Source organism: Staphylococcus sp. HMSC068C09 (assembly GCF_001813735.1).
Classification (GTDB): Bacteria; Bacillota; Bacilli; order Staphylococcales; family Staphylococcaceae; genus Staphylococcus; species Staphylococcus hominis.
On record NZ_KV813778.1, the window covers coordinates 60,308 to 84,628 of the forward strand.

Annotated in this window: 22 protein-coding genes, 1 pseudogene and 1 riboswitch; of the genes and pseudogenes, 13 read left to right on the forward strand and 10 right to left on the reverse strand. The window is 31.7% G+C overall.

Annotated features, from left to right (window positions below):
- Positions 1–41: 41 nt before the first annotated feature.
- The 5 genes from HMPREF2930_RS09800 to HMPREF2930_RS09820 form a co-directional block, all read right to left on the reverse strand.
- Positions 42–467 (reverse strand): NUDIX hydrolase, encoded by a 426-nt coding sequence (locus HMPREF2930_RS09800; RefSeq protein WP_002449463.1) that lies wholly within the window; start codon positions 465–467, stop codon positions 42–44.
- A complete protein-coding gene (locus tag HMPREF2930_RS09805) occupies positions 436–1,137 on the reverse strand; it encodes a class I SAM-dependent methyltransferase (RefSeq protein WP_017175096.1) in 702 nt (233 codons plus the stop codon). Before HMPREF2930_RS09805 ends, HMPREF2930_RS09800 begins: the two co-directional genes overlap by 32 nt.
- Positions 1,138–1,528: 391 nt before the next feature.
- Positions 1,529–1,765, reverse strand: a complete 237-nt coding sequence (locus tag HMPREF2930_RS09810; protein WP_002488270.1) for a DUF896 domain-containing protein — start codon at positions 1,763–1,765, stop codon at positions 1,529–1,531.
- A gap of 12 nt (positions 1,766–1,777) precedes the next feature.
- Entirely contained in the window at positions 1,778–2,722 is a 945-nt protein-coding gene (locus tag HMPREF2930_RS09815; protein ID WP_017175095.1) for an LLM class oxidoreductase, read from the reverse strand.
- Between the two features lie 157 nt (positions 2,723–2,879).
- The gene (locus HMPREF2930_RS09820) at positions 2,880–3,431 is read right to left on the reverse strand and encodes a TetR/AcrR family transcriptional regulator (RefSeq protein WP_202596561.1); all 552 of its coding nucleotides are present in this window, start codon (positions 3,429–3,431) and stop codon (positions 2,880–2,882) included.
- A gap of 304 nt (positions 3,432–3,735) precedes the next feature.
- Here HMPREF2930_RS09820 and HMPREF2930_RS09825 point away from each other — a divergent pair, with 304 nt between their 5' ends.
- From HMPREF2930_RS09825 to HMPREF2930_RS09845, 6 genes and pseudogenes are all read left to right on the forward strand, one after another.
- On the forward strand, positions 3,736–4,794 hold the full coding sequence (locus tag HMPREF2930_RS09825; RefSeq protein ID WP_017175093.1) for a PTS sugar transporter subunit IIC: 1,059 nt from the start codon (positions 3,736–3,738) through the stop codon (positions 4,792–4,794).
- 110 nt (positions 4,795–4,904) lie between these two features.
- The gene (locus HMPREF2930_RS09830; RefSeq protein WP_017175092.1) at positions 4,905–6,329 is read left to right on the forward strand and encodes a polyphosphate--AMP phosphotransferase; all 1,425 of its coding nucleotides are present in this window, start codon (positions 4,905–4,907) and stop codon (positions 6,327–6,329) included.
- A gap of 425 nt (positions 6,330–6,754) precedes the next feature.
- Entirely contained in the window at positions 6,755–7,480 is a 726-nt protein-coding gene (locus HMPREF2930_RS09835) for an aggregation-promoting factor C-terminal-like domain-containing protein (protein WP_017175091.1), read from the forward strand.
- Positions 7,481–7,878: 398 nt separating this feature from the next.
- Positions 7,879–8,039 (forward strand): annotated as a pseudogene (locus tag HMPREF2930_RS11905) (dehydrosqualene desaturase); the annotation flags it as partial.
- A 63-nt stretch (positions 8,040–8,102) separates the two neighbouring features.
- Positions 8,103–8,217: riboswitch (SAM riboswitch) on the forward strand.
- Between the two features lie 68 nt (positions 8,218–8,285).
- Positions 8,286–9,455 carry an aminotransferase class I/II-fold pyridoxal phosphate-dependent enzyme gene (locus HMPREF2930_RS09840; protein ID WP_017175090.1) on the forward strand — a complete coding sequence of 390 codons (1,170 nt, stop codon included), beginning with the start codon at positions 8,286–8,288 and terminating at the stop codon, positions 9,453–9,455.
- Between the two features lie 27 nt (positions 9,456–9,482).
- On the forward strand, positions 9,483–10,481 hold the full coding sequence (locus HMPREF2930_RS09845) for a D-lactate dehydrogenase (protein ID WP_017175089.1): 999 nt from the start codon (positions 9,483–9,485) through the stop codon (positions 10,479–10,481).
- A 37-nt stretch (positions 10,482–10,518) separates the two neighbouring features.
- On the opposite strand, the gene copZ is transcribed toward HMPREF2930_RS09845, so the two are convergent.
- From copZ to HMPREF2930_RS09860, 3 genes are all read right to left on the reverse strand, one after another.
- A complete protein-coding gene (gene copZ, locus HMPREF2930_RS09850; protein ID WP_017175088.1) occupies positions 10,519–10,728 on the reverse strand; it encodes a copper chaperone CopZ in 210 nt (69 codons plus the stop codon).
- Between the two features lie 88 nt (positions 10,729–10,816).
- Complete coding sequence (locus tag HMPREF2930_RS09855; RefSeq protein ID WP_017175087.1) at positions 10,817–13,204, reverse strand: heavy metal translocating P-type ATPase; 2,388 nt, start codon at positions 13,202–13,204, stop codon at positions 10,817–10,819.
- A 134-nt stretch (positions 13,205–13,338) separates the two neighbouring features.
- On the reverse strand, positions 13,339–13,545 hold the full coding sequence (locus HMPREF2930_RS09860) for a hypothetical protein (protein ID WP_017175086.1): 207 nt from the start codon (positions 13,543–13,545) through the stop codon (positions 13,339–13,341).
- A 190-nt stretch (positions 13,546–13,735) separates the two neighbouring features.
- Between HMPREF2930_RS09860 and HMPREF2930_RS09865 the strand changes: the two genes are divergently transcribed.
- The 3 genes from HMPREF2930_RS09865 to HMPREF2930_RS09875 all read left to right on the forward strand — a co-directional run bounded on the left by HMPREF2930_RS09865 (position 13,736) and on the right by HMPREF2930_RS09875 (position 18,027).
- Positions 13,736–14,605, forward strand: a complete 870-nt coding sequence (locus tag HMPREF2930_RS09865) for an SDR family oxidoreductase (RefSeq protein WP_019835151.1) — start codon at positions 13,736–13,738, stop codon at positions 14,603–14,605.
- A gap of 94 nt (positions 14,606–14,699) precedes the next feature.
- On the forward strand, positions 14,700–15,293 hold the full coding sequence (locus HMPREF2930_RS09870) for a sugar O-acetyltransferase (RefSeq protein ID WP_037541495.1): 594 nt from the start codon (positions 14,700–14,702) through the stop codon (positions 15,291–15,293).
- Positions 15,294–15,519: 226 nt separating this feature from the next.
- Positions 15,520–18,027: a glycosyltransferase gene (locus HMPREF2930_RS09875; RefSeq protein WP_017175083.1), complete on the forward strand. Its 2,508-nt coding sequence runs from the start codon at positions 15,520–15,522 to the stop codon at positions 18,025–18,027.
- Between the two features lie 43 nt (positions 18,028–18,070).
- Here HMPREF2930_RS09875 and HMPREF2930_RS09880 read toward each other — a convergent pair whose 3' ends face one another.
- Entirely contained in the window at positions 18,071–19,021 is a 951-nt protein-coding gene (locus HMPREF2930_RS09880; RefSeq protein ID WP_017175082.1) for an NAD-dependent epimerase/dehydratase family protein, read from the reverse strand.
- A 270-nt stretch (positions 19,022–19,291) separates the two neighbouring features.
- Here HMPREF2930_RS09880 and pruA point away from each other — a divergent pair, with 270 nt between their 5' ends.
- From pruA to HMPREF2930_RS09900, 4 genes are all read left to right on the forward strand, one after another.
- Positions 19,292–20,836 (forward strand): L-glutamate gamma-semialdehyde dehydrogenase, encoded by a 1,545-nt coding sequence (gene pruA / locus HMPREF2930_RS09885; protein ID WP_017175081.1) that lies wholly within the window; start codon positions 19,292–19,294, stop codon positions 20,834–20,836.
- Positions 20,837–21,054: 218 nt separating this feature from the next.
- Positions 21,055–21,282: a FeoA family protein gene (locus HMPREF2930_RS09890; RefSeq protein WP_002449375.1), complete on the forward strand. Its 228-nt coding sequence runs from the start codon at positions 21,055–21,057 to the stop codon at positions 21,280–21,282.
- A 4-nt stretch (positions 21,283–21,286) separates the two neighbouring features.
- Complete coding sequence (gene feoB / locus HMPREF2930_RS09895; protein ID WP_017175080.1) at positions 21,287–23,281, forward strand: ferrous iron transport protein B; 1,995 nt, start codon at positions 21,287–21,289, stop codon at positions 23,279–23,281.
- A gap of 11 nt (positions 23,282–23,292) precedes the next feature.
- Entirely contained in the window at positions 23,293–23,481 is a 189-nt protein-coding gene (locus HMPREF2930_RS09900) for a FeoB-associated Cys-rich membrane protein (RefSeq protein WP_017175079.1), read from the forward strand.
- Positions 23,482–23,552: 71 nt separating this feature from the next.
- Here HMPREF2930_RS09900 and HMPREF2930_RS09905 read toward each other — a convergent pair whose 3' ends face one another.
- Complete coding sequence (locus HMPREF2930_RS09905) at positions 23,553–24,101, reverse strand: TetR/AcrR family transcriptional regulator (RefSeq protein ID WP_017175078.1); 549 nt, start codon at positions 24,099–24,101, stop codon at positions 23,553–23,555.
- Positions 24,102–24,321 lie beyond the last annotated feature (220 nt).

A 24,321-nucleotide genomic window follows, 5' to 3' on the forward strand; every position in this document is an offset into this window, starting at 1 on the left:
TTGCTATGGAAATAATATTAAATAAATACCCTTTTTTAACCTTATTCATGGTATGCCCCTAAATATTTAAAAATTTCTTCATATAACCCATCTTGAAATGATAATAAATTTTTGTCTAATGGTTCTTTCGTAAGTATTCTTTCAGTAGTTTCTGAATATTTCGGTATATCTTTAAAATAGCTTACTTCAGCTTTTGTAATTGTAGTGGTATGGCCATTTGGTAGTATATAGTAACCTAAATAGTCTATATCACTTTCATTGATGACAGCGCCAGACTCTTCATAAGCCTCTCTGATAGCTGTCTCATTCATCGTTTCATTATGGTTTACCTTACCTCCTGTTAATTCCCATGCTCTTTTTTTATTTTTAACAAAAACAAGATGTCCTTGATAGGTTAAAACAATTAAAACAGAATCATATTTTGTAACTGTCTCATTAAATTGAAGTTTGATATGATTTATAATCATTTTTATCTACCTCCTTTATGAGGTAGATATAACTGTAGAATCCAAAATTTTTATTAAAAACATTTAATATTTGATCAATTGATGAAATCAGTTTAAAACTGATTGAGTCGTTCTTAAAAGTCTTTCGTGAGACTACTTTAAAACCATATTTATTAGCTATCTTTTCTAAATCATTTACGCTATATTCCGTTTGATAACCAAATTTCCAAACTTTTAATAAAATTTTTATTTTCTTATCTAAAATACCAAACGAATATTTATTTGGTGTCATTAATATAAGGTGTCCATTAGTTTTCAATACTCTATACATTTCCTTCATGACTTTATCAGGGTTTAGAAAATGTTCTATAACACCTAATGAACTAACTGTATCAAATGTATTTTGAGGGTAAGGTAAATTTTGAACATCTCCAATAACATACTTAAATTTGATTCCAGTTTTAATCATATACTCAGTTGCAATACTTTTTGCATTTTCAGAAATATCAATACCATGTCTTTCAATTTTATATTTCTCAATAAGTTTGAATAGGATGGCCCCATCCCCGCATCCAGCTTCTAATACTTTATCGCCAGGACTAAAATAATATTCATTATAAATAAATGTTTTTAATTTATCTTTTGCTCTTTCAATTCTTGATGGTGGGAAATTATATGATACTTTATTCATAGATGCACCTTCTTAGTTGTTTTATATATTATTATATATTTATTTTATATAATATCATAATTATTATCGTGATAAGTTATGATGTTTGATTCTATACCTGAATATATCTTATAAATAAATATTTGTGGCTTGAACTATTCTACGATAGACTATGAAATATATTTGTTGAGTGGCATATAGAATCAGTCGCATAAACGAACATAAGTGAGCAATCACTTCATTAAGTAGTTTTAATTATTAAAATCAAAGAACTACTTTATATTTTCTCTAGGAAAGGGTTTCAACAAAATGAGCTGTGATTCAATTAAGAACTTTACTCAAAATATGGACATAAAAAATCTGCCCTCAAAGTCAGAACTTTGAAGGCAGTCTAAGTCTTGATAATAAAATTTTAATTTTTTTGAATGTTGCCGTATTCTTCTCTTAAGTCATACACTTTATCAGGTGTAACGTCTTGACCAAGTGGATCGACAACTTTCATAGTTGAGAATGTATGAAGGACTTGGCCTCTAATCATTCCTAAATATTCTTGTCTTAATTGATGTTGTTCTTGTTTTTCTTCAACACTCAAACTTTCAACTTTTTCTTTATTTGCTAATTGATTAATTCTATCTAGTAATTCTCTCATTATTTATTCCTCCTAATTTGTATGAGCTGGGAAGTGGGGTACAATATACGTTCCAACTTCTTCTATGAGTTCTTCGATATCACGATCATCATTTGTAAATCTTAAGATAATATGATTTGTATTAATGGATTCATAAGCTTTTAATATTTGTAATAAATTTTTACGTCCAGTACGGAAACCACCTTTAATCGGTTTTACGGTTTCGTTTGGATTTCGGGATAAATCAATCATTAAAATATTCATAAATGGCTTGAAGCGGTCAGTATCACTGTGCCAAGCTTCAACTAATTTCTTTTGATCTTGAAAAGGTTGGGCGTAAAATAACCAACCATCCATATGCTGTTGTAACCAGGACATGGATTGTCTTGAGTAGCCTGTACCAAACATCGGAATCGTATGATGTTTAGGCAATACTTGTAACCCAGAATCCTCATATAATTCAAAAATTGAATTTGAAATGTTGGGAGAATGTGATTGCCAAAGCGCTCTTAATGATTGAATGGTTGTTTGATAACGTTCTGTTAATGCACTTTCATCTACTTTAAATGCAGGGAATTCGAAAGCGCGATCACCGGTAGCCATACCGAGTAATAAACGTTGATTGGAAATAAGGTCAAGTGAGACTGCTGATTTAGCTAAATGGATAGGATGACGTAGTGTTGCCACAATACTGCTGGTCCCAAGTGCAATTTTTGAGGTAAACGCACTTAAATACGTTAGGAAAACAAATGGGTCGTAATTTTCAGTTACGGGCCCTAAATGAGGACTATAAAGTGGATTATCTCTCACGAATAAACTTGTAAATCCTAATCGTTCAGCTTGTTGTGCAAACTTCACTTGTTCATTAAAATCAATATACTCTTTATTTTTACTATCAAATGGTATGGATAGACCTAATGTTAATTTATGATTTTTAAAGGTACGTTTAAAACCCTCATGATTTTCTATCTTGGACATATCATCCCTCCTAACTAAACTTTATTTAAACAACACTTATTATCTAAACAACAAGTGTTGTTTATAATATAACGTAAATAATCATTTTATGCAAGTCGCATGCTTTTCTATAAAACAACACTTACAATCATTAAGACTGTAAGTGTTGTTTATAGAATTATAGATTTGTAATATGGTGAAGTAAAAATGGTAAGTTTTGATTAATAAATTGCTCAGCACTTAGTTCGCTTGTATTTAACCAATGTCTTGCCAGTCCACATAAACCAGCGGCTAAAAAGCTTGCGCTATTTTCAATAATACTAGAATCGTGCTCGGGATATTTATGTTGTAACATAAGGGTAAACATAGCTTCCAACTCGTTGTTAATGCATTTATGAGCATGGTTACAAAATGTCTCACGATTGAGTTTGCAAGCATTTTGTACATTTTCCAAATAATATGCTATCGAGACAAATAATTTAGAGATAATCTGACCATTGAGCGTTTCTGAAATAGACAACGTTTCTTTAATATCTTTAAGAACAGTCATTGATAATGAATAATCTAATATTTCATATTTATCATTAAAGTGTGCGTAAAATGTAGCCCGATTAACAGTAGCACGGTCAGTAATATTTTTTACTGTAATTTGGGTCATTTCTTTTTCTTGTGACACATTTAGAAATGCTTCTACGAGTAATTGTTTTGTACGTATGACTCTTGGATCCATTTTATTGCTTGGCACAAAGACACCCCTTTCATTTTAAAATGTGATTACTTTAAATTATTAAACGAACAAAGAAGGTTGTCAAAGAGTATGATTACTCTTTCTATTTTAAACTATTATAATAGAAGAAATTTGTTTTTTCTTTTTAAATTACATATATATTGTTGGTCAAAATTCTTAAAATATCCATAAAACTAGAAAAATTTAAGAAAATGATAAAATAAATATTCTGAAAATTTAGAAAATGTGTTATAGTATTTTTTATCATTACTTAATACAACAACAAAATATTATAGGAGGTATAAGAATGACAACAGAACTTAGAAAAATAAGCGTTGGAGATTTTATTTTTAGAGTACTTTCCGGAGTGGCTATTGGGATTGTGGTAGGTTTAGTACCGAATGCCATTTTAGGTGAAATCTTTAAAGCTCTTATGCATCACCATCCTATTTTTGCAACATTACTACATGTTGTTCAAGCATTACAATTTACTGTACCAGCATTAGTAGGTGCGTTAATTGCGATTAAATTTAATATGACTCCTCTTGCGATTGCAGTCGTATCAAGTGCAGCTTATGTAGGAAGTGGTGCTGCTCAATTTAAGAATGGGGCTTGGATTATTGCAGGTATTGGTGATCTAATCAATACGATGATTACTGCTGCAATTGCAGTTTTATTTATTCTACTTATTGAAAAACGTGTAGGAAGTATGGCATTAATTGTTTATCCAACAATTGTTGGAGGTATCTCAGCTACAATTGGTGTGTTCATCCTACCATATGTACATACTATAAATATTGCGATTGGTAATATGATTAATAGTTTCACTGAATTACAACCCGTATTGATGTGTATGTTAATCTCAATGGTATTTAGTTTTATTATTATTTCCCCATTATCAACAGTAGCTATTGCTATTGCCATTGGTATTACAGGTTTGGCAGCTGGTTCAGCTTCAATTGGTATTTCAGCTACTGAAGCGGTTTTACTTATTGGCACAAGTCAAGTAAATCGTGTTGCAGTACCAATTTCTATTTTCTTTGGTGGCGTGAAAATGATGATGCCAAATATGGTGAAATATCCAATTATTATGCTACCTATTTTGATTACCGCAGCGGTTTCTGGTGTAGTGGGTAGTCTTATCGGTATTGCTGGAACAAAAGAGTCTGCTGGGTTTGGATTTATTGGTATGATTGGGCCGATTAGTGCATTTAAATTTTTACACGTCGATTCAGCTGTTATGAGTATCATACTAATTATTATTGGATTTTTTGTTGTACCTTTAGTAACAGCATTTATACTAGATGTTATTTTACGCAGAGTCTTAAAATTATTTACAAATGATATTTACAAATTTATGGGATAAACGCATTAGCCTGGGACATGATGAATTGTCTCAGGCATTTTTAAATTTAAACGATAAACGCCAATAATGTTACAATAAAATAGAAAAAAGATTAAAAGGATGAAGGGTTAATGGCGAAAAAAATTGAAGCTTTAGCATTAAAAACAGCAGAATTAACACGACGTACACATGAACTAGGCATTCCAGTGATGTTATTATTTGAAGGTGTACCTGCATCTGGGAAGACGCGCTTATCTAATGAGTTATTATTAAATTTAGATGCGAAGTATACACAATTTATTGCGACACAGTCACCTAAACAGGATGATTTAAGATATCAATTTTTACAAAAATATTGGAATACCTTACCTAAAAAAGGTGATATAAATATTTATTTTAGAAGTTGGTATTCTCATTATCTAGATTATAGAGAAAATAAAATTAAACACGCCAAATATAAAAACTATGATGTACTCAAACAACAAATTTCTTCTTTTGAAAATATGCTTAAACGAGATCACTATGAAATCATTAAGTTTTTCATAGAAATTAATGAAGAAAAACGTCAAGAACATATTCAACAAACCAAAGATAATCCATTGACGCGTTGGAAAGTTCAAGAATATAGTAATGTACTTTCAACAGATATTTATCTTAAAGACATGCGTCAATTTATAAAAAATGATAAAGCATGGGAAATCATTGATTATACCGAAAGAGAAAAAGCGATTGAAACAATGTATGAACATATTATCAAACGTCTTGAAACAGCGATTGAGAAGCATGAGCAAAAAGAAGAACAGCGAGACGGTAAATTTCATTCTAATTTTAAAACACACCTTTTTGATAGAAAGGTGGATAAAGTAAAAAAAGATGAATATAAACAGCTCATTGAGGAATTGCAAAATCGTATGAGAGAAATTCAATTCGCTTTATATGATAGAAAGATTCCACTTATTTTAGTATTTGAAGGTATGGATGCAGCTGGTAAAGGTGGAAATATTAAACGAATTAGAGAAAAATTAGATCCAACGGGTTATCGAGTGAATGGCATTAGTGCCCCTACAGATGTTGAATTAAAACATCATTATTTATGGAGATTTGCGAAAGAAATGCCAAGAACAGGGCACATCGAATTATTCGATAGAAGTTGGTATGGTCGTGTATTGGTAGAGCGTGTCGAAGGTTTTGCTACTATCGATGAATGGCAACGTGCATATGATGAAATAAACGCATTTGAGAAAATGTGGACAGATGAAGGAGCGATTATTTTAAAGTTCTTCCTTACATTAGATAAAGAAGAACAATTAAAACGTTTTAAAGATCGTCAAGAAAATGTTAATAAACAATGGAAAATTACAGATGAAGACTGGCGAAATAGAGAAAAATGGGATTTATACGTGGAATCAAGTCACGATATGATTGAGAAAACAAATACATCCTATGCACCATGGCTTGTGGTCCCTGCTGATCATAAAAAAACCTCTCGTATTGAGATACTAAAATATATTATTCGTAATTGTGAAAAGGTACTTTGGGGAGTAAAAGATTATTAAAAATAATAAGGAAACTGAATACGTGCAAGCTCTTGTTTTTTTATCAAAAGTAAAGAATTTAAATAGCCAATTACATTTTAAAAATATTACAGTAATGTAACAAAACATTAATTTGTAATATTACTAATGATGTTAAAGTATTGTAATTTTTGTAAGAAAGTATTGTAAAACGTTAATTTATAATAAAAATAAACTCCATATTGATAGATTTTATATATTACAAGAAGTATTTAATATATTTCAATATTACAAAATGATGGATTAATTGTAATTTTTTGTAAAAAAAGCGTAATACTATTCTATGAATTTTGTGTTATAGTAGCTATTGTCAAAAGTTAAACAACAAATCAAAACAGAAATTAATCTTAAACAAAGAACGAAACATAACGAAAATATATATTTCAATTTTGGAGGAATTATTTATTATGAAAAAGACAGTAATCGCTTCGTCATTAGCAGTAACTTTAGGTTTAACAGGATATGCTTTAACAAACGATCACAGTGCACATGCATCAGAACAAACAACTAACTATTCTCATTTAGCTGACTTAGCTCAAAATAACCCATCTGAATTAAATGCTCACCCAGTACAAGCTGGTGCATATGACATTTCATTCGTAAAAGACGGTTTCAAATATAACTTTACTTCAAATGGTAACACTTGGTCTTGGAACTATACTTACACTGGTGGTGCTGACACAGCTCAATCAACTACTGACTACACTGAGTCTTATAATCAAGCTTCAACTCAATCAGTAAGTTCAAATAATCAAGCTAGCACTTCAAATGTAAAAGCTGTTTCAGCTCCAGTACAAAGAACGTCTAGCTACAATAACTACAGTGCTCGTACAACTTCATACTCAGCACCAAAAACAACTTCATACTCAACTGCTTCAACTGGTGGATCAGTTAAAGCTCAATTCTTAGCTAACGGTGGTACTGAAGCTGCTTGGAACGCTATCGTAATGCCAGAATCAAGCGGTAACCCAAATGCTTCTAATGGTCAATACCATGGTTTAGGCCAAACTAATCAATCATGGGGTACTGGTTCAGTAGCATCACAAACTCAAGGTATGGCTAACTATGCTAAATCACGTTACGGTTCATGGGATGCAGCAATTGCTTTCCGTAATGCTAACGGTTGGTGGTAAGATTTAAGTAGATAACTGGATAGGATATCGAGTTATTGAAATAAAGCCTGGGACATTATTAAATGTCTCAGGTATTTTTAATATATTGACAATTGATGACTGAATTGAAAATGTGCTTGTTTAAGCTTTTTCAACTTTAGTCTTTTTTGCTGAAGTGGGACGACGAATTCAAAGTGAATTCTATCCCACTTCTTTTTTATTAAATAATGTCATGTATATTCTAAACGATGAATGGATAAAAAAATTTAACTAAAGAAGATGTTTATTTATAAGATGACTATCGTAATGTGATGTATTGAACTAGTTCATTGGTTTTCTATACTGTCAGTTATTATTTTTGTGAGAACGTCTGCCTATATTAAAATAAATGATATATTAAATACTTTATTAGTGAATTTACTGAGACACAAAATAATTATTATCTGTCCTGTAATTATATAGATTTATATTTTTCAGGCGTAAAGCAAGCATATATCCAGACGGAGACGTACCCATTGTATTAACAAGTGCTAAAATAACAGCAGAGGCTATGTTAGAAGATATAAAAAATATGAAATAGAATAAATAAATCTGAAAATTGACAATTATCAGTGTAATGTTAAAATAAGACTTAATACGTAAGAACTTATCGAGAGAAGTGAAGGGATTTGGCCCAATGAAACTTCAGCAACAGGCTTCATAAATATAAAGTACTGTGCTAACTCCAAGAGGATAATAAATAACCTCAAAGATAAGTGACATATATCTCATGAAGCTATATGCCACACAAAAGTGGTATATAGCTTTTTATTTAAGGAGGAATAACATGGTTATTTCAAAAAGATTAGCAGCCATTCCTGATAGCTATTTTGGAAAAACGATGGGACGTAAAGTAGAACATGGCCCTTTACCACTTATTAATATGGCAGTAGGCATTCCCGATGGTGAAACACCAGAAGGTATTATTGAGCATTTTTCTGAAGCGATTCGGATTCCTGAAAATCAAAAATATGGTGCCTTTCATGGTAAAGAATCATTTAAAGAGGCCATTGTTAATTTTTACCAACGTCAGTACAATGTGACATTAGATAAAGAAGATGAAGTATGTATTTTATATGGTACAAAAAATGGACTAGTAGCTTTACCTACATGTGTTGTTAATCCTGGAGAAAATGTGCTACTTCCGGATCCTGGATATACAGATTATTTAGCAGGAGTGATGCTCGCAGATGCCAATCCGGTTCCATTAAATTTAGATCCTCCAGATTATTTGCCAAATTGGGATAATGTAGATAAGAGAGTACTAGACAACACAACGCTTGTTTATTTAACATATCCCAATAATCCAACAGGATCAACGGCTACAAAAGAAGTATTTGATGAAGCAATTGAACGATTCAAAGGTACAAATACAAAAATTGTGCACGACTTTGCTTATAGTGCTTTTGGCTTTGATGCTAAAAATCCAAGCATACTTGCTTCAGAACACGGTAAAGATGTCGCTATTGAAATTTTCTCACTTTCAAAAGGATATAATATGTCAGGTTTCCGAGTGGGTTTTGCAGTAGGAAATAAAGACATGATTCAAGCATTAAAGAAATATCAAACGCATACAAATGCTGGAATGTTTGGTGCGTTACAAGATGCAGCGACGTATGCACTTAATCATTATGATGAATTTTTAGAAGAACAGAATGAAACATTTAAACGGCGTCGAGATAAGTTTGAAGCAAAATTAAGTGAAGCCCATCTACCATTTGTGCATTCTAAAGGCGGTATCTATTCATGGTTACGTACACCTCCAGGTTATGATAGTGAAACCTTTGAACAATATTTATTAAAAGAGAAATCTATTTTAGTTGCTCCAGGTATACCATTTGGTGAAAATGGAAAACATTACGTGCGTATCTCACTTGCATTAGATGATAAATGGTTAGAAGAAGCAGCTAGTAGGTTAATTGACCTAGCTGATATGTATAAAGCAAAGCATAGTTAAAAAATTATGAAGGAAGAGGATCAATATATGACCAAAATTAAAATTATGAGTGTAAGAGATGAAGATATACCATATATTAACGAGTGGGCGAAACAAAACAATGTTGATGTTGATTTAACCAAAGAAATGTTAACAGAGACAACAGTTGATACTGTAAAAGGATTTGATGGTCTATCGTTATCTCAACAACATCCAATTTCAGAAGAGATTTTTGCGAAATTGAAACAATATGGAATTAAGCAAATTGCACAACGTAGTGCAGGATTTGATACGTATGACTTAGATTTAGCTACTAAGTACGACATCATTATCTCAAATGTACCCTCGTATTCTCCAAGTTCAATTGCTGAATTTGCTGTTACACAAGCCATCAATATTGTAAGGTATCAAAAACGTATTCAACATAAAGTGCATAATTATGACTTTCGTTGGGAACCTTCTATATTATCACAATCTATCCGAGATTTAACTGTGGCAGTAATTGGTACTGGACGCATAGGTTCGATTGTGGCAGAAATTTTTGGAAAAGGTTATAACAGCAAGGTTGTTGCTTATGATCCATTTCCAAATAACGCTTTAGCAAAATTCGTTGATTATAAAGATACATTAGAAGAAGCAATTAAAGAAGCTGATATTGTTACCGTGCATATTCCAGCTACGAAATATAATCATCATTTGTTTAATGACGTTGTTTTTTCAAATTTTAAAAAAGGTGCCGTATTTGTGAATGCGGCAAGGGGATCAATTGTAGATACACAAGCTTTACTTTCTGTTATAGATAGTGGTCGAATTAAAGGGGCTGCATTAGATACATATGAATATGAAAGAGGATTATTCCCAGGTGATTATCGTGGAAAAGAGATAGATGATGTACTGTTAAAGCAACTTATCAAAAGAGAAGATATTATTTTAACACCACATATTGCTTTCTATACAGAAGCAGCTGTCAAAAATCTCATAGTAGATGCACTTGATGCAACTATGGATGTTTTAACTAGTGGTACGACTAAACTAAGGGTAAATTAAAATAAAAAAAGTTGGAGTATTACCTCCAACTTTTTTATTATTCTTTAACATCATAGCCTTGATCTTCAATAGCGTCATGTAAGTCTTTTGTTGAAACAAGTTCATCATTATAATCTACACGAACTTCGTTTTTATCAAGGTCTACTTCAGCAGTTCTGACACCATTAATTTTAGCTAATGCTGATTCGATTGTATTTTTACAATGGTCACAACTCATACCATCTACTTTAATGACTTTATTAATCATTGATTGTCACCTCCGAATATTTCATAATTACTATACCCATATTTTACGCTTTTTAAATTTTTATGAAAGTATAAAGTTTAAAATTCATTTATAATTTCATTCGTTTTAGACGTAATGCATTAGTTACAACGCTTACAGAACTTAATGCCATCGCTGCACCAGCAATCCATGGAGCGAGTAAGCCCATAGCAGCAATAGGAATACCAGCAGCATTATAACCGAACGCCCAAAAAAGATTCTGTTTAATATTTCGAATCGTTTTATGACTTGCGTGAATCGCTTTAGGTACTAAGGCAATGTCTCCACCTAAGATAGTAATATCAGCTGCTTCAATTGCGACTTCAGTACCTGTTCCCATGGCAATACCAATATCTGCTTGAACTAAAGCAGGTGCATCATTAATACCATCGCCAACCATCGCAACGTTTTCACCTTTATCTTGAAAATGAGCAACATGTTTAGCTTTATCTTCCGGAAGAACGTTGGCGATAACATGATCAATACCAACTTCATTTGCAATAGCTTGAGCTGTAGAGTGGTTATCACCTGTAATCATTACCGTACGTAAATCCATGTCTTTTAGTTCTTGAACTGCAACTTTGGCTTCAGATTTAACAGTGTCTGCTACAGCGATATAACCACGTAATATCTGATCATATGCAATCAACATGACAGTTTGTCCTTTTTGTTCAATTTGGGTAATTTCATCTAATAAAGATGCTGTATCAATATGATGATTTGACATTAATGATCGGTTGCCTATGAATAATGTCTTATTATTGATTGTAGCTTTAATACCATGACCTGGTAATGTTTCATAGTGCTCTATATTTGTTAAAGTAAGCTGTTTTGTTTTAGCGTACTTAACAATCGCGGTTGCCAAGGGATGTTCAGAATTATTTTCAGCAGAAGCTACATATTGTAATAAAGTATCATCACCTTTAAAGTAAGTCACTTCTGGTGTACCATGTGTCAATGTACCCGTTTTATCAAATACAACTGTATCAATTTGATGAGTACGTTCTACATATTCGCCACCTTTAAACAAGATACCTTCTTCTGCTGCACGTCCTGTACCAACCATTATAGAAGTTGGCGTTGCAAGTCCTAATGCGCATGGACAAGCAATGACTAATACAGAGATCATGGCAACGAGTGCATCTTCAAATTGACCAGGATGAACGAAGATAATCCATATGATAAAAGTGAGTACGGCAATACCAATAACAATAGGTACGAAATAGCCAGAAATTATATCTGCTAAACGTTGAATAGGTGCCTTTGAACTTTGCGCTTCTTCAACTACTTTAATAATATTAGATAAAGCAGTATCTTGACCTACTTTTGTTGCTTGAACGGTAATGACACCATTTTTATTTAGTGTTGCACCAATCACTTCATTATCAACGGTTTTATCTATAGGCATGGATTCTCCAGTTAGCATAGATTCATCTACTGTTGTTGTCCCTTTAATGACTTTCGCATCTACTGGGATTTTTTCTCCTGGTTTAACAAGTAATGTGTCTCCAACTTGAACATTTTGAAGCGGAACCATTGTTTCTGTTCCATCATCTTTAATAAGACGTGCTTCTTTGGCTTGTAAATTTAATAATTGATTTAAAGCATGTGTTGTTTGTGATTTTGCACGTGCTTCTAAATACTTGCCAAATAAAATTAAAGTGATTAAAACAGCACTGGTTTCAAAATAAAGGTGGGGCTGTGTGTTTGAATCTAATAACCATTTACTCATTTCGTAAATACTATAGAAATAAGCTGCACTAGTACCAAGTGCTACAAGAACATCCATATTGGCACCACCATTACGTAAATTCTTGTATGCGCCAACATAAAATTGCCATCCTATAATAAATTGAATGGGAGTGGCTAAGATAAATTGAAACCAAGGGTTCATAAATATTTCAGGTAACGGTATATTAAATAAATGAACAAGCATAGTTAAAAGTAATGGAAAAGCTAATATTGCTGAAATAATGAGTTTATTACGTTTTCTTTTTAATTCTTGAACTTTACGAGAAGCTTGTTCTTTTTTTGATTGTTTAGGTTTAGCATCATAGCCGAGATGTTGTATTCGTCCAATGAGCGTATCAACATCAGTTTGACCTGGATAATAATCGATCGTTGCTTGTTCTGTGGTTAGATTGACTGTTGCTTGCTTAACGCCTGTTGTTTTATTTAATACTTTTTCAATACGATTAGAACAAGCGGCACACGTCATACCTATAACGTCTAGTTCACTTTTATCTGTTTCAACGTCATATCCTAATTTTTGGATCGTTTCAATAAAATCGCTTACTTCATATTGATCATTAGGATAATCAATGGTTGCTTTTTCAGTTGCCAGATTCACTTGAGCATGAACGCCATCTATTTTATTCAATCGTTTTTCAATACGATTAGAACAAGCGGCACATGTCATACCAATGATATTCAAGGTAATTTGATGATTTTGAGTCATATTTTTGTCCTCCTACCATCTTCAATATACCCCCTTAGGGTATATTAGTCAATGACCTTGCTTAATAAAAAAAGAACAACGTTACTCTAAATAAAATGAGTACATTGTTCTTTTATTCATGATAGCTATGAATATTAAAAGAAATCAGATGGTTTAAAATGACTTAAATCTAAATCTTTAAAATTATTGAAATTTGGGTGAGTGATAGATTGTATAAGTTCACCACTTTTAGCTTCATTATAGTATTGGTTAGCTTCATTCATTAAATCATGATCTTGAACTGTTTTTACAAGCCCTAAAATGATAAGAATAGTAATGATACCCTTTAGAATGCCTTTCATATTGTAACACTCCTTTTTTATCTCTATATGAGTCATTTTTAGATTAATTATATTATAAAGATTCTATGTTAAAATTTCATGCATCTGTAGTATGGACTTTATATCATTCAAAAGTAGTAAGTGTAATCATTTTGTTTTAAAAATTAAAGAAATGGGAACGGTTAAGTAAATAAAGAAGGAGTGAAGATGTATGGACTTATTAGATTTTCATAAAAAAATTAAAGGTTATACACAAGAAAAACAACCAGGTTCTGAAAAAGACATGGATCCTAGACCTATTGCTGAAATGGAAGAATACAAAGCAGGCGGTAAACTAAAAGGAAAAGTCGCATTAATTACTGGTGGTGACTCCGGTATTGGTCGTTCAGTAGCGATTTTATATGCCAAAGAAGGCGCTGATGTAGCTATTGGTTATTATAATGAACATGAAGATGCTGAAGATACTGTCAATCGTTTAAAAGAAATCGGCGTTAAAGCAAAAGCATATTCTCATGATTTAAAAGATGCTGATCAATCAAAAGAACTTATTGAAAATGTTGTTAACGATTTTGGTGGTCTCAATATATTAGTAAATAATGGCGGCGTGCAATTTCCTAATGAAGACTTTTTAGATATTAAACCAGAACATTTCAATGAAACATTTAAAACAAATATTTTTGGGATGTTTTTCTTAACACAAGCTGCAGTACCTCATTTAAGTAAAGGTGATGCAATTGTTAATACAACAAGTGTAACGGCTTATCGTGGTTCTGGTCATCTTATTGATTACTCAGCAACGAAAGGTGCTATTGTGTCGTTCACACGTTCTATTGCAACATCATTGATGGAAAAAGGAATTCGTGTTAATGGTGTAGCGCCAGGTCCAATTTATACTCCATTAATTCCATCAACATTTGATGAAGATAAGGTAGAAAATCAAGGTGGAGATACACCAATGGGTCGACGTGGTCAACCTGCTGAACTTGCGCCAGCTTATGTATTCTTAGCAAGTTATGCAGATAGTTCTTATATTACAGGTCAAATTATCCATGTTAATGGCGGTGACTATATTACGTCTTAGTATGTAGTACTTATGAAGATAATAAAGTATTCTGTCTACGTATAGCGTAGGGAGAATACTTTTTATATTTATAAAAAGAAAAGAGGAAAAGATAATGACTGAAAAAGAAAAAATGTTAGCACACGAATGGTATGATGCTAATTTTGATAAGGAATTAGGAATGGACAGACAGCGTGCTAAAGACTTATGCTTTGAATATAATCATACGCGACCTAGTGATAGAGAAAAACGACAAGCGATTTTAAAAGAATTACTTGGTTATGAAGCGAAACAACTTTCAATCAGCAGTCCATTTGACACAGATTATGGTTGGAATATAAAAGTTGGAGAAAACGTGTTTATCAATAGCAATAGTTATTTAATGGATGGTGGTGGCATTACGATTGGCGATAACGTCTTTATAGGACCATCATGTGGACTATATACAGCACATCATCCACTTAATTATCAAGATCGTAATAAAGGATGGGAATTGGCAAAACCTATTCATATAGGAAGTAATATTTGGTTTGGTGCGAGTGTGACAGTTACGCCAGGCGTTTCAATTGGTGATGGCTCAGTTATTGCAGCAGGTAGTGTTGTAACAAACAATATTCCACCGAATAGTTTAGCTGCTGGAGTGCCAGCAAAAGTGATAAGAACGATTGACCAAAATGAAACAATAAATATGCCTAATCATTTTGAATAATATAGTAACCAACCTTTAAGTAGGAACACGTATACTTAAAGGTTGATTTTTTATATAAAATAACAATGTGTATTGAAATTAAATATTTATTATATAATATAATTAAATGATATAATTGTAGAGTGCTGAATGTGTGTATTACTATATGTGCATCATTGAAATCGTTCAATTCATTTTAATGAAACAACTTAAGAGAAATAAAAGCAACTTAGAAAGGATAATGAATATGACACTTAAGACATGTCTTACAAATCAATTAAGACGTAAATTGAATTTTTTATTTACGCCAATACAAAGAAAAAATAAATCTGCTTATACAAGTAAAGTAATGACTTACGCTAAATATTATAAAAAGAATAATGTTAAGGAATATCAGATATTATATCAAGTGAGAGATGGAAAAAGTATCACAGATAGTCCATATGCAATATTTAAAAGTTTAATTCAGCAACCTCGTTATCGTAAATATAAACACATATGGGTAGTAGATCATAACGAAACATTGCTATTTTATAAAGCAAGATTTAAGCACTATAAAAATGTAGAGTTTGTTATTAAAGAATCAAGAGAATATTTGAAAGCATTAACGGAGAGTAAGTATTTAATTAATAATTCTACTTTTCCATCCTATTTCATTAAAAAGCCAAAGCAAATCTATATCAATACATGGCATGGGACACCTTTAAAATATATGGGATTAGACATTGAAAATAGTCTATATGGTTCTCAAAATATTATTAAAAACTTTTTAAGCAGCGATTACTTAATTAGTCCTAATCACCATACGACGACGATTTTTAAACGAGCCTTTAGACTTGAAAATATTTATGGTGGAGAATTTTTGGAAATTGGATATCCTAGAATCGATTTAACTTTAAATTCAAATCGAAAAGACATGATTAGCGAGTTGAATCATTATCTTCATATTAGTAAAGAACAAAGTATTTTATTGTATTGTCCAACTTGGAGAGGCGAGGATGTCAATGCACCAGAGGCAAGTTTAAATCATATCGTTGAAGAAGTTGAAAAACTTAAACATCATCTAGATTATCAAGTATTAGTCAAAGTACATCCTTATTTATATAAAGACGCGCTTAAAATAAAACGTTTAAAACCTTATTTAATTCCTGATTATTTTGATACCAATGAAATATTAGCGATCGTTGATTTAATGATTACAGATTATTCAAGTATCTTCTTTGACTATTTAGTAACCAATAAACCGATTGTCTTCTATACTCCAGATTTGGATGAATATCAATCATCACGAGGTATGTATATTGCTAATCGTGACCTACCTGGTCCTGTCGCTCATCATATTGAAGATGTGATTACAGCGATTAAGCAAAAAGTATATGATGAAGATTCAGTGAAGAAAAAATATCAATATTTTAAAAATCAATATACCTATCTAGATGATGGAACTGTTACTGAAACACTTATTAACATACTATTTGAGGGTAAACGTAAGCGTCCTAAACGTAAGATCTGTGCTAAGAAAAGAGTGTTAATTTATCCTGGTGGTATGAAAAATAATGGTATTACAACGTCTATCATTAATTTATTAGAAAATGTCGATTATGAAACATATGACATTACATTGTTTACTAATAAAAGTAAAAATCTTGAAGTTTTAAATAACTTAAATAGTATTAATAAAAACGTTAGAATTATTTTGAGAGTACCTCCATTAGCAGCATCATTGAAAGAAACGTATAGGATCGATTTCGTAAGACAGAGAGGATTAAAAAGTACGTTAGAGCATTTGATATATCCGAAGAAAGTATACGAAAGAGAAATACGAAAAGTATTAGGTCATAGCCAATTCGACTATGCGATTGATTTTAGTGGGTATTCTATGTTTTGGGCTAATTTAATTTTAGCAACAAAAGTAAAACGTAAATTGATTTATTTACATAGTGATATTAAAGCAGATATGAAAAGAAAAGTTAACGGTGTTAAAATACATTATCAAAATTTAAAAGGTGTACTCTCGCTGTATAGGCAATTTGATCAATTAGTATGTGTATCCGATGCTTCTAAAGATCAAAATAAACAGAAGATGAATGATAAATCATTGAATAAGAAATTTGTCACTTCCAGAAATGTGATTAATTTGAATAAAATCAATCAATTAAAATTAGATGACTCTGAAAAATTTGAAAAACAACACCAATCCGTACTCGTACGCATCAATAATGGAGATATAAGTTCAGTACCATTTAAGGAAGAAGATTTCAAAATTGTAACTGCAGGACGATTATCACCTGAAAAAGGCTTCGACTTACTTATTGATGCATTTAGTAAAGTACATGTCAGTCATCCGCATACAAAGTTATATATTATGGGGGAAGGTCCTATCCGTGTTCAATTAGAACAACAAATAAAAAGGTTGAAATTAGAAAAACATGTCTTTTTATTAGGTCAAAGGAAGAATCCATACTATATCATGAAACAAGCAGACGTCTTCTGCTTAACGTCTCATTATGAAGGACAATCAATGGTATTACTTGAAGCATTAACTTTAAAAGTTAATATTATCGCGTCAAATATTATAGCAAACCGCTATGTACTCGGTAATGGTAAATATGGTACTCTTGTGAGTCATGATGTTGATGATATCACCGTCGCATTAGAACAGTGTATTCAAAAACAACCATCTCAATATGAAGTGTTTAACGCACAAGAATATAATCAATTAGCACTTAAAGAATTTTATAAGCTACTCAAATAGTAAAAAACGGTTAGCATATTAATAAAAGCTAACCGTTTTTCTATTAAATATTGATGTTGTTATGTTTATTATAAGTCAAATAAGCTGTAATACCTTCTTCAATACTATATTTAGGTTTGTAACCTAATGATTTAAGTGGGGTAATGTCAGCACAAGAATGTTTAATATCTCCAAGACGTGGAGCTTCAAATTGATAAGGTATATGATAATCAAAGCCATTTTCAAACGATTTAAAAACAGCTTTCAAATTTGTTTGTGTTCCTGTGCCTACATTATAGATAAAACCATCCGTTAGAGTAGTATTAAGAACAATTGATATAGCATTGATTAAATCATCGATATAAACAAAATCACGTGTTTGTTCACCATCTCCATAAAATGTAAAGGTTGAATGATTTAAAAACTTAGTATTCATAATAGAAATGACTCCTGAATAATCAGATGTTGGATTTTGTCTAGGACCGTAAATATTAAAGAACCTTAGACAAGTACAAGGAATTTGATATAAATGATTATAAATCTTAGCATATTGTTCTCCAGCGTACTTTTGAATAGCATATGGAGATAATGGAAATGGTTTAGATTGTTCTACGGATTTAGGTAAATCGGGTAGATGACCATAAATAGCTGCAGAAGAAGCAAATATGACTTTTTTAATATTTGGATTATATGTTCGAATTGCTTCTAATATATTGACAGTAGCATCTATATTAATACGATTGGATAATTCTGGCTTTTCGATAGTTTCTACTACACTCACCATAGCAGCTAAATGAATGACAAAATCAAATTGTTCTTTTTGTATTAACTGTGTTACAAATTCAAAATCGGTGATGTCTTTAATATAAATATGTTCATTGTTCACAAAAGGTATATTCTTTAAAAAACCGGAACTTAAATTGTCAATAACATGTACTTCTGTGTCATGTTTCATAAAATATTCTGCTACATGGGAGCCAATAAAGCCTGCTCCACCAGTGATAAGTGCTTTCATATATATACTTCCTTTTCTAGATGTCGGTTAATTGTGTTGTGATTATTATACTTTATTTTATTTAAATTATAAATTATTTATATAATAAAGTGTATTGATAGGGCTACATTAGTATTTGAATAAAAGGTCAAACAAACAATTTTGTAAGCGGTTGCAAATGAAGGAGTAAGCATAGTAAAATGAAGTTAATGATAGAAAATATCATGATTAAGAAACAAAGGGTTAGAGAATGAATTTAAATACTTAAAAACATATAGGGGGTAATGAAGTATGGTAGTACCTTTCAAAAATGAACCTGGTATTGATTTTTCTGTACAAGAAAATGTTGAAAGATTTCAAAAAACGTTAGAAAAAGTAAAACATAGTTTAGGTAAAACGCTTCCTATTGTCATTGATGGTGAACATATCATTAAAGATGATACATTCGATTCAATTAATCCAGCGAATACATCTGAATTAGTAGCTAAAGTGTCAAAAGCGACAAAAGACGATGTAGATAACGCATTTGAATCTTCAAACAAAGCTTATGACGCATGGCGTAAATGGTCACACAAAGATCGTGCTGAATTAATGCTTCGTGTCGCAGCAATAATTCGTCGTCGTAAAGAAGAAATTGCAGCAGTCATGGTGTATGAAGCGGGTAAACCTTGGGATGAAGCAGTTGGAGATGCGGCTGAAGGTATTGACTTTATAGAATATTATGCTCGTTCAATGATGGAACTTGCAGATGGTAAACCGGTCTTAGATCGTGAAGGTGAACACAATCAATATTTCTATAAACCGATTGGTACAGGTGTAACCATTCCACCCTGGAACTTCCCATTTGCAATTATGGCAGGTACAACATTAGCACCAGTGGTTGCAGGGAATACAGTGTTATTGAAACCTGCTGAAGACACAGTGCTTACTGCATATAAACTGATTGAAATTTTAGAAGAAGCAGGCTTACCTAAAGGTGTGGTAAACTTTGTGCCTGGTGATCCTAAAGACATTGGTGACTACTTAGTTGATTCTGTGCATACACATTTTGTGACATTCACAGGGTCTCGTGCAACAGGAACACGCATTTACGAGCGTAGTGCAGTTGTGCAAGAAGGTCAAACTTTCTTAAAACGTGTGATTGCTGAAATGGGTGGTAAAGACGCGATTGTAGTAGATGAAGGTGTAGATACAGACTTAGCTGCACACTCTATTGTAACGTCAGCGTTCGGATTCTCCGGTCAAAAGTGTTCAGCATGTTCACGTGCCATTGTGCATAGCGCTGTTTATGATGAAGTCTTAGAAAAAGCAATTGAGTTAACAAAAGATTTAACAATAGGTAATACTGTCAATAATACATTTATGGGTCCTGTTATTAATAAAAAACAATTCGATAAAATTAAAAAATATATTGAAATTGGTAGTAAAGAAGGAAAAATTGAAATTGGTGGAGAAGTGGATGATTCAACAGGTTACTTTATCCATCCAACAATCATTTCAGGATTAACATCTTCTGATCAAGTGATGCAAGAAGAAATCTTTGGCCCTGTAGTTGGCTTCACCAAATTCGATAACTTTAATGAAGCCATTGATATTGCAAATGATACAGATTATGGCTTAACAGGAGCGGTCATCACAAACAATCGTGAACATTGGATTCAAGCTGTAAATGAATTTGATGTAGGTAACTTATATCTAAATCGTGGATGTACTGCAGCTGTTGTAGGTTACCACCCATTTGGTGGTTTCAAAATGTCAGGTACAGACGCTAAAACAGGCAGTCCTGACTATTTATTAAACTTCTTAGAACAAAAAGTCGTATCAGAGATGTTCTAACATAACTAAGTGGTAGGTGCTGTGGAAAGTCGAATTCGTTCGATTTTCCATAGCTTTTTTTATAGTCTAAATAAGAAAATAAATACGCTAAACAATGTATGAATCGTATATAAAATTTATGAAAAATGAATAAATAAATGATTGTAAAAGTAAGTGAAAAAGGTTATCATTTAAGTGTTGAGAATGATTATTAATTACAAATAGAAAGTGTGACTGGAATGATAAATGTAAGCACTGCATCAAAAGATAAAAAGTATGTAGTTAAACAAATTGATATTCAAAATAAAAATATGCTATATCGTTTAGGTGCCTTTGGCTTAAATGTAGGTAGTAAAATCAGTATTAAACAAAAGTGCTTGTTAAATGGACCAAGTGTTGTTGAAATTAATGGCCAATGTGTAAGCATTCGTCAACGTGATGCACGTTTAATTATGTTAGAGGAGTAAGCCTATGCACGAAAGCTTCTGTATATTAGGTAATCCAAATGTAGGAAAGACATCATTGTTTAATGCACTAACCGGTTCGTATGAATACATTGGAAACTGGAGTGGCGTTACAGTTGAAAAGAAAGTTGGACAATTAAAGAAAGATATTGGCAATTTAATCGATTTACCGGGTATTTATGATTTATCACCTATTTCTAAAGATGAAACAATCGTCACAGACTATCTGATGACAAATACATTTACAGGTATGATTAACATTATTGATGCCAGTCAATTAAAGAGAAACCTTCAACTTACAATACAATTAATGGAATTAAATGAACCTATTATCATTGGATTAAATATGGTAGATGTGGCAACGCAAAGAGGTATTAAAATTAAATATGAAGGTCTAATGAGAAAACTGAAAGTACCTGTATTTCCCATTGTTGCTCGTAAAGGAAAAGGTACGGAGGAATTGCTAAATGAATTGTCTTTTTTAAATCCAAAAGAAAAACGTAACTTCAAAATCAGTTATGGTAAAGAAACTGAAGATGCGATTAAGCAAATGACTTCTATCATTCAAGCACATACAGAATATCCTTCAAAACGTTTACGCTTTATAGCAATTCAGTATTTATTAGACAATCCGGAAATCGAGCGAGAACTACCTTCAGTCATTTCCGAACAAATTGAACCTATTAAAGAGAAGTTAAGTCAACACTTAGATATATCAATACGACAACATATTGAAATAATTCGAAATCAATACATTGATCGTCTATTAGATGGTGTCGTTGAATATCCGAATGAAGAACAGCAATTTTTAACTGAAAAACTCGATAAAATAATAATGAATAGATACTTAGGTATTCCAATATTTCTAGTCATTATGTGGCTGATTTTTCAAACGACCTTTACTTGGATAGGAACACCATTATCAGATCAGCTCGATGCTTTCTTTAGCGGACCGCTCACAGACTGGTTAAAGGCAGGCATGCATTATATACATGTTGCGCCATTTCTACAGAATTTGATTACAGATGGTATTGTAGCTGGAGTAGGTTCAGTCTTAGTATTTGTGCCACAAATTATTGTATTATTCTTCTTTATTTCACTTTTAGAAGATTCAGGATATATGGCACGAATTGCAGTTTTAATGGATAGAACAATGGAATCAATAGGATTAAGTGGTAAATCATTTATTCCAATGATTATTGGATTTGGTTGTAATGTACCTAGTATTATGGCAACACGGAGTATTGAAAATGAAAAAGAAAGACTAATCACTATTTTAATTGCACCTTTCATGTCATGTTCGGCGCGATTGCCAGTATATGCTATTTTTGTAGGAGTATTTTTTGAAAAGTATCAATCTCTTGTAGTGCTAAGTTTATATGTATTAGGAATTGTAGTGGCATTAATTGTAAGTACATTACTTAACAAGTTTATTCTTAAAAGTGAGAATTCCGTATTTATTGTAGAACTACCTACATATAGAGTGCCATCAGTTAAAACGTTATGGAGAAGTACTTGGGAAAAAGCAAAAGGATTTGTTAAAAAAGCAGGTACATTTATTTTTGGTGGTTCTGTAGTCATTTGGGCATTGAGTTACATCGGTCCTCATGGGGTGAATGTACAGATTGATGAAAGCTTCATGCATAGTATTGGAGAATTCTTTGGACATCTAATTGCTCCATTAGGATTTGGTAGTTGGCAAGCAGGCGCTACGTTAATTCCAGGATTCTTAGCCAAAGAAGTCATTGTAAGTTCTATGGCTATCCTGTATTCTTCTAGTGAAGGTGGTTTAGTGAATGTCATTCAACAACAGTTCACACCTTTATCTGCCTATGCCTTTATGATTTTTATATTATTATATGTGCCATGTATTTCAACTGTTGCAACAATTCGTAAAGAAACAACATCATGGAAATGGACACTTACAGCATTAATTTATCCAATTTTTACAGCGTATATATTAACATTTGCATTTTATCAAATAACAAAACTATTTATATAAGGATGATGACAATGACTTTATTAATAAACGTAATCATTTTTGTTGCTATTTTTGGTTACGCTGCGTATACATTATATAAATTCTTTAATCGCTCTACTCAAGGAAAATGTGGTGGTTGTGATACAGATTGTAGTTGTGATATTAATGCATCTAGCGAGTTAAATGAATTAAAATTAAATCATATAAAAAACAATAATTAATAATAAATAAAACCCGTTGAATTAATTCGACGGGTTTTATTTACTAAAACGATATAACGATTGTTTGATCATTAATTAATCGTTTTAATATTAACTAATTTATGAAAAATTTCATCCATTTCTTTAGGTGTAAGTGTTGTCTCCTCATTTTTTTGCCACTCTAAAAAACCATCTATAATTGAACCAAAAACATAGAAAACTAAGCTTTTAGGAATGGTTTCTTCAAGTGCTATCCGATCCATATTTTCATAAAAATCATTTTTGATAATATCTATAAGAAACTGATTTCTAACTTTGTTGTATTCATTATCTTCTTCTTGCATGTATTCGATTCTAGACAATGTTTCACGATTTAATGAATTAGACAAAACTTGAAACGGACGATTAATACGTTCCTTAATATCAATTGCAAAGTAATTTTTTCCAATGACTTCAAGTAAATAGACGAGTAGTTCATATTTATCATAAAAGTGTTTATAAAATGTAGTACGATGAATACCAGCATTTTCACAAATTTTATGAACTGTAATAGAAGAGAAGGGTTCTATTTCTAGTAAAGCATATAAACTACTCGTTAACGCTTTCTTAGTCTTTATCACTCTTAAATCTTTATCATTCATGTCTTTCTCCCCTAACATGTAAACTATAAAATATTTATATAGAGATACATAATATATGATTATAGAATAGAAATATCTATAAATAAATAGAGAATAACTAATAAATTATAATTTAATAAAAGAAATGATTTTTTATGTTTAGCATTAAATAATTTACAATATAGAAAAGTTTTAACTAGGATGAATAGGGTATACAAAATTTAAAGAAATTAATTAGAAT

Bases quoted from the DNA above. Each gene is read 5' to 3' on its own strand.
- HMPREF2930_RS09800 (WP_002449463.1), bottom strand. From the start codon at position 467: ATGATTATAAATCATATCAAACTTCAATTTAATGAGACAGTTACAAAA.
- HMPREF2930_RS09805 (WP_017175096.1), bottom strand. From the start codon at position 1,137: ATGAATAAAGTATCATATAATTTCCCACCATCAAGAATTGAAAGAGCA.
- HMPREF2930_RS09810 (WP_002488270.1), bottom strand. From the start codon at position 1,765: ATGAGAGAATTACTAGATAGAATTAATCAATTAGCAAATAAAGAAAAA.
- HMPREF2930_RS09815 (WP_017175095.1), bottom strand. From the start codon at position 2,722: ATGTCCAAGATAGAAAATCATGAGGGTTTTAAACGTACCTTTAAAAAT.
- HMPREF2930_RS09820 (WP_202596561.1), bottom strand. From the start codon at position 3,431: ATGGATCCAAGAGTCATACGTACAAAACAATTACTCGTAGAAGCATTT.
- HMPREF2930_RS09825 (WP_017175093.1), top strand. From the start codon at position 3,736: ATGACAACAGAACTTAGAAAAATAAGCGTTGGAGATTTTATTTTTAGA.
- HMPREF2930_RS09830 (WP_017175092.1), top strand. From the start codon at position 4,905: ATGGCGAAAAAAATTGAAGCTTTAGCATTAAAAACAGCAGAATTAACA.
- HMPREF2930_RS09835 (WP_017175091.1), top strand. From the start codon at position 6,755: ATGAAAAAGACAGTAATCGCTTCGTCATTAGCAGTAACTTTAGGTTTA.
- HMPREF2930_RS09840 (WP_017175090.1), top strand. From the start codon at position 8,286: ATGGTTATTTCAAAAAGATTAGCAGCCATTCCTGATAGCTATTTTGGA.
- HMPREF2930_RS09845 (WP_017175089.1), top strand. From the start codon at position 9,483: ATGACCAAAATTAAAATTATGAGTGTAAGAGATGAAGATATACCATAT.
- copZ (WP_017175088.1), bottom strand. From the start codon at position 10,728: ATGATTAATAAAGTCATTAAAGTAGATGGTATGAGTTGTGACCATTGT.
- HMPREF2930_RS09855 (WP_017175087.1), bottom strand. From the start codon at position 13,204: ATGACTCAAAATCATCAAATTACCTTGAATATCATTGGTATGACATGT.
- HMPREF2930_RS09860 (WP_017175086.1), bottom strand. From the start codon at position 13,545: ATGAAAGGCATTCTAAAGGGTATCATTACTATTCTTATCATTTTAGGG.
- HMPREF2930_RS09865 (WP_019835151.1), top strand. From the start codon at position 13,736: ATGGACTTATTAGATTTTCATAAAAAAATTAAAGGTTATACACAAGAA.
- HMPREF2930_RS09870 (WP_037541495.1), top strand. From the start codon at position 14,700: ATGACTGAAAAAGAAAAAATGTTAGCACACGAATGGTATGATGCTAAT.
- HMPREF2930_RS09875 (WP_017175083.1), top strand. From the start codon at position 15,520: ATGACACTTAAGACATGTCTTACAAATCAATTAAGACGTAAATTGAAT.
- HMPREF2930_RS09880 (WP_017175082.1), bottom strand. From the start codon at position 19,021: ATGAAAGCACTTATCACTGGTGGAGCAGGCTTTATTGGCTCCCATGTA.
- pruA (WP_017175081.1), top strand. From the start codon at position 19,292: ATGGTAGTACCTTTCAAAAATGAACCTGGTATTGATTTTTCTGTACAA.
- HMPREF2930_RS09890 (WP_002449375.1), top strand. From the start codon at position 21,055: ATGATAAATGTAAGCACTGCATCAAAAGATAAAAAGTATGTAGTTAAA.
- feoB (WP_017175080.1), top strand. From the start codon at position 21,287: ATGCACGAAAGCTTCTGTATATTAGGTAATCCAAATGTAGGAAAGACA.
- HMPREF2930_RS09900 (WP_017175079.1), top strand. From the start codon at position 23,293: ATGACTTTATTAATAAACGTAATCATTTTTGTTGCTATTTTTGGTTAC.
- HMPREF2930_RS09905 (WP_017175078.1), bottom strand. From the start codon at position 24,101: ATGAATGATAAAGATTTAAGAGTGATAAAGACTAAGAAAGCGTTAACG.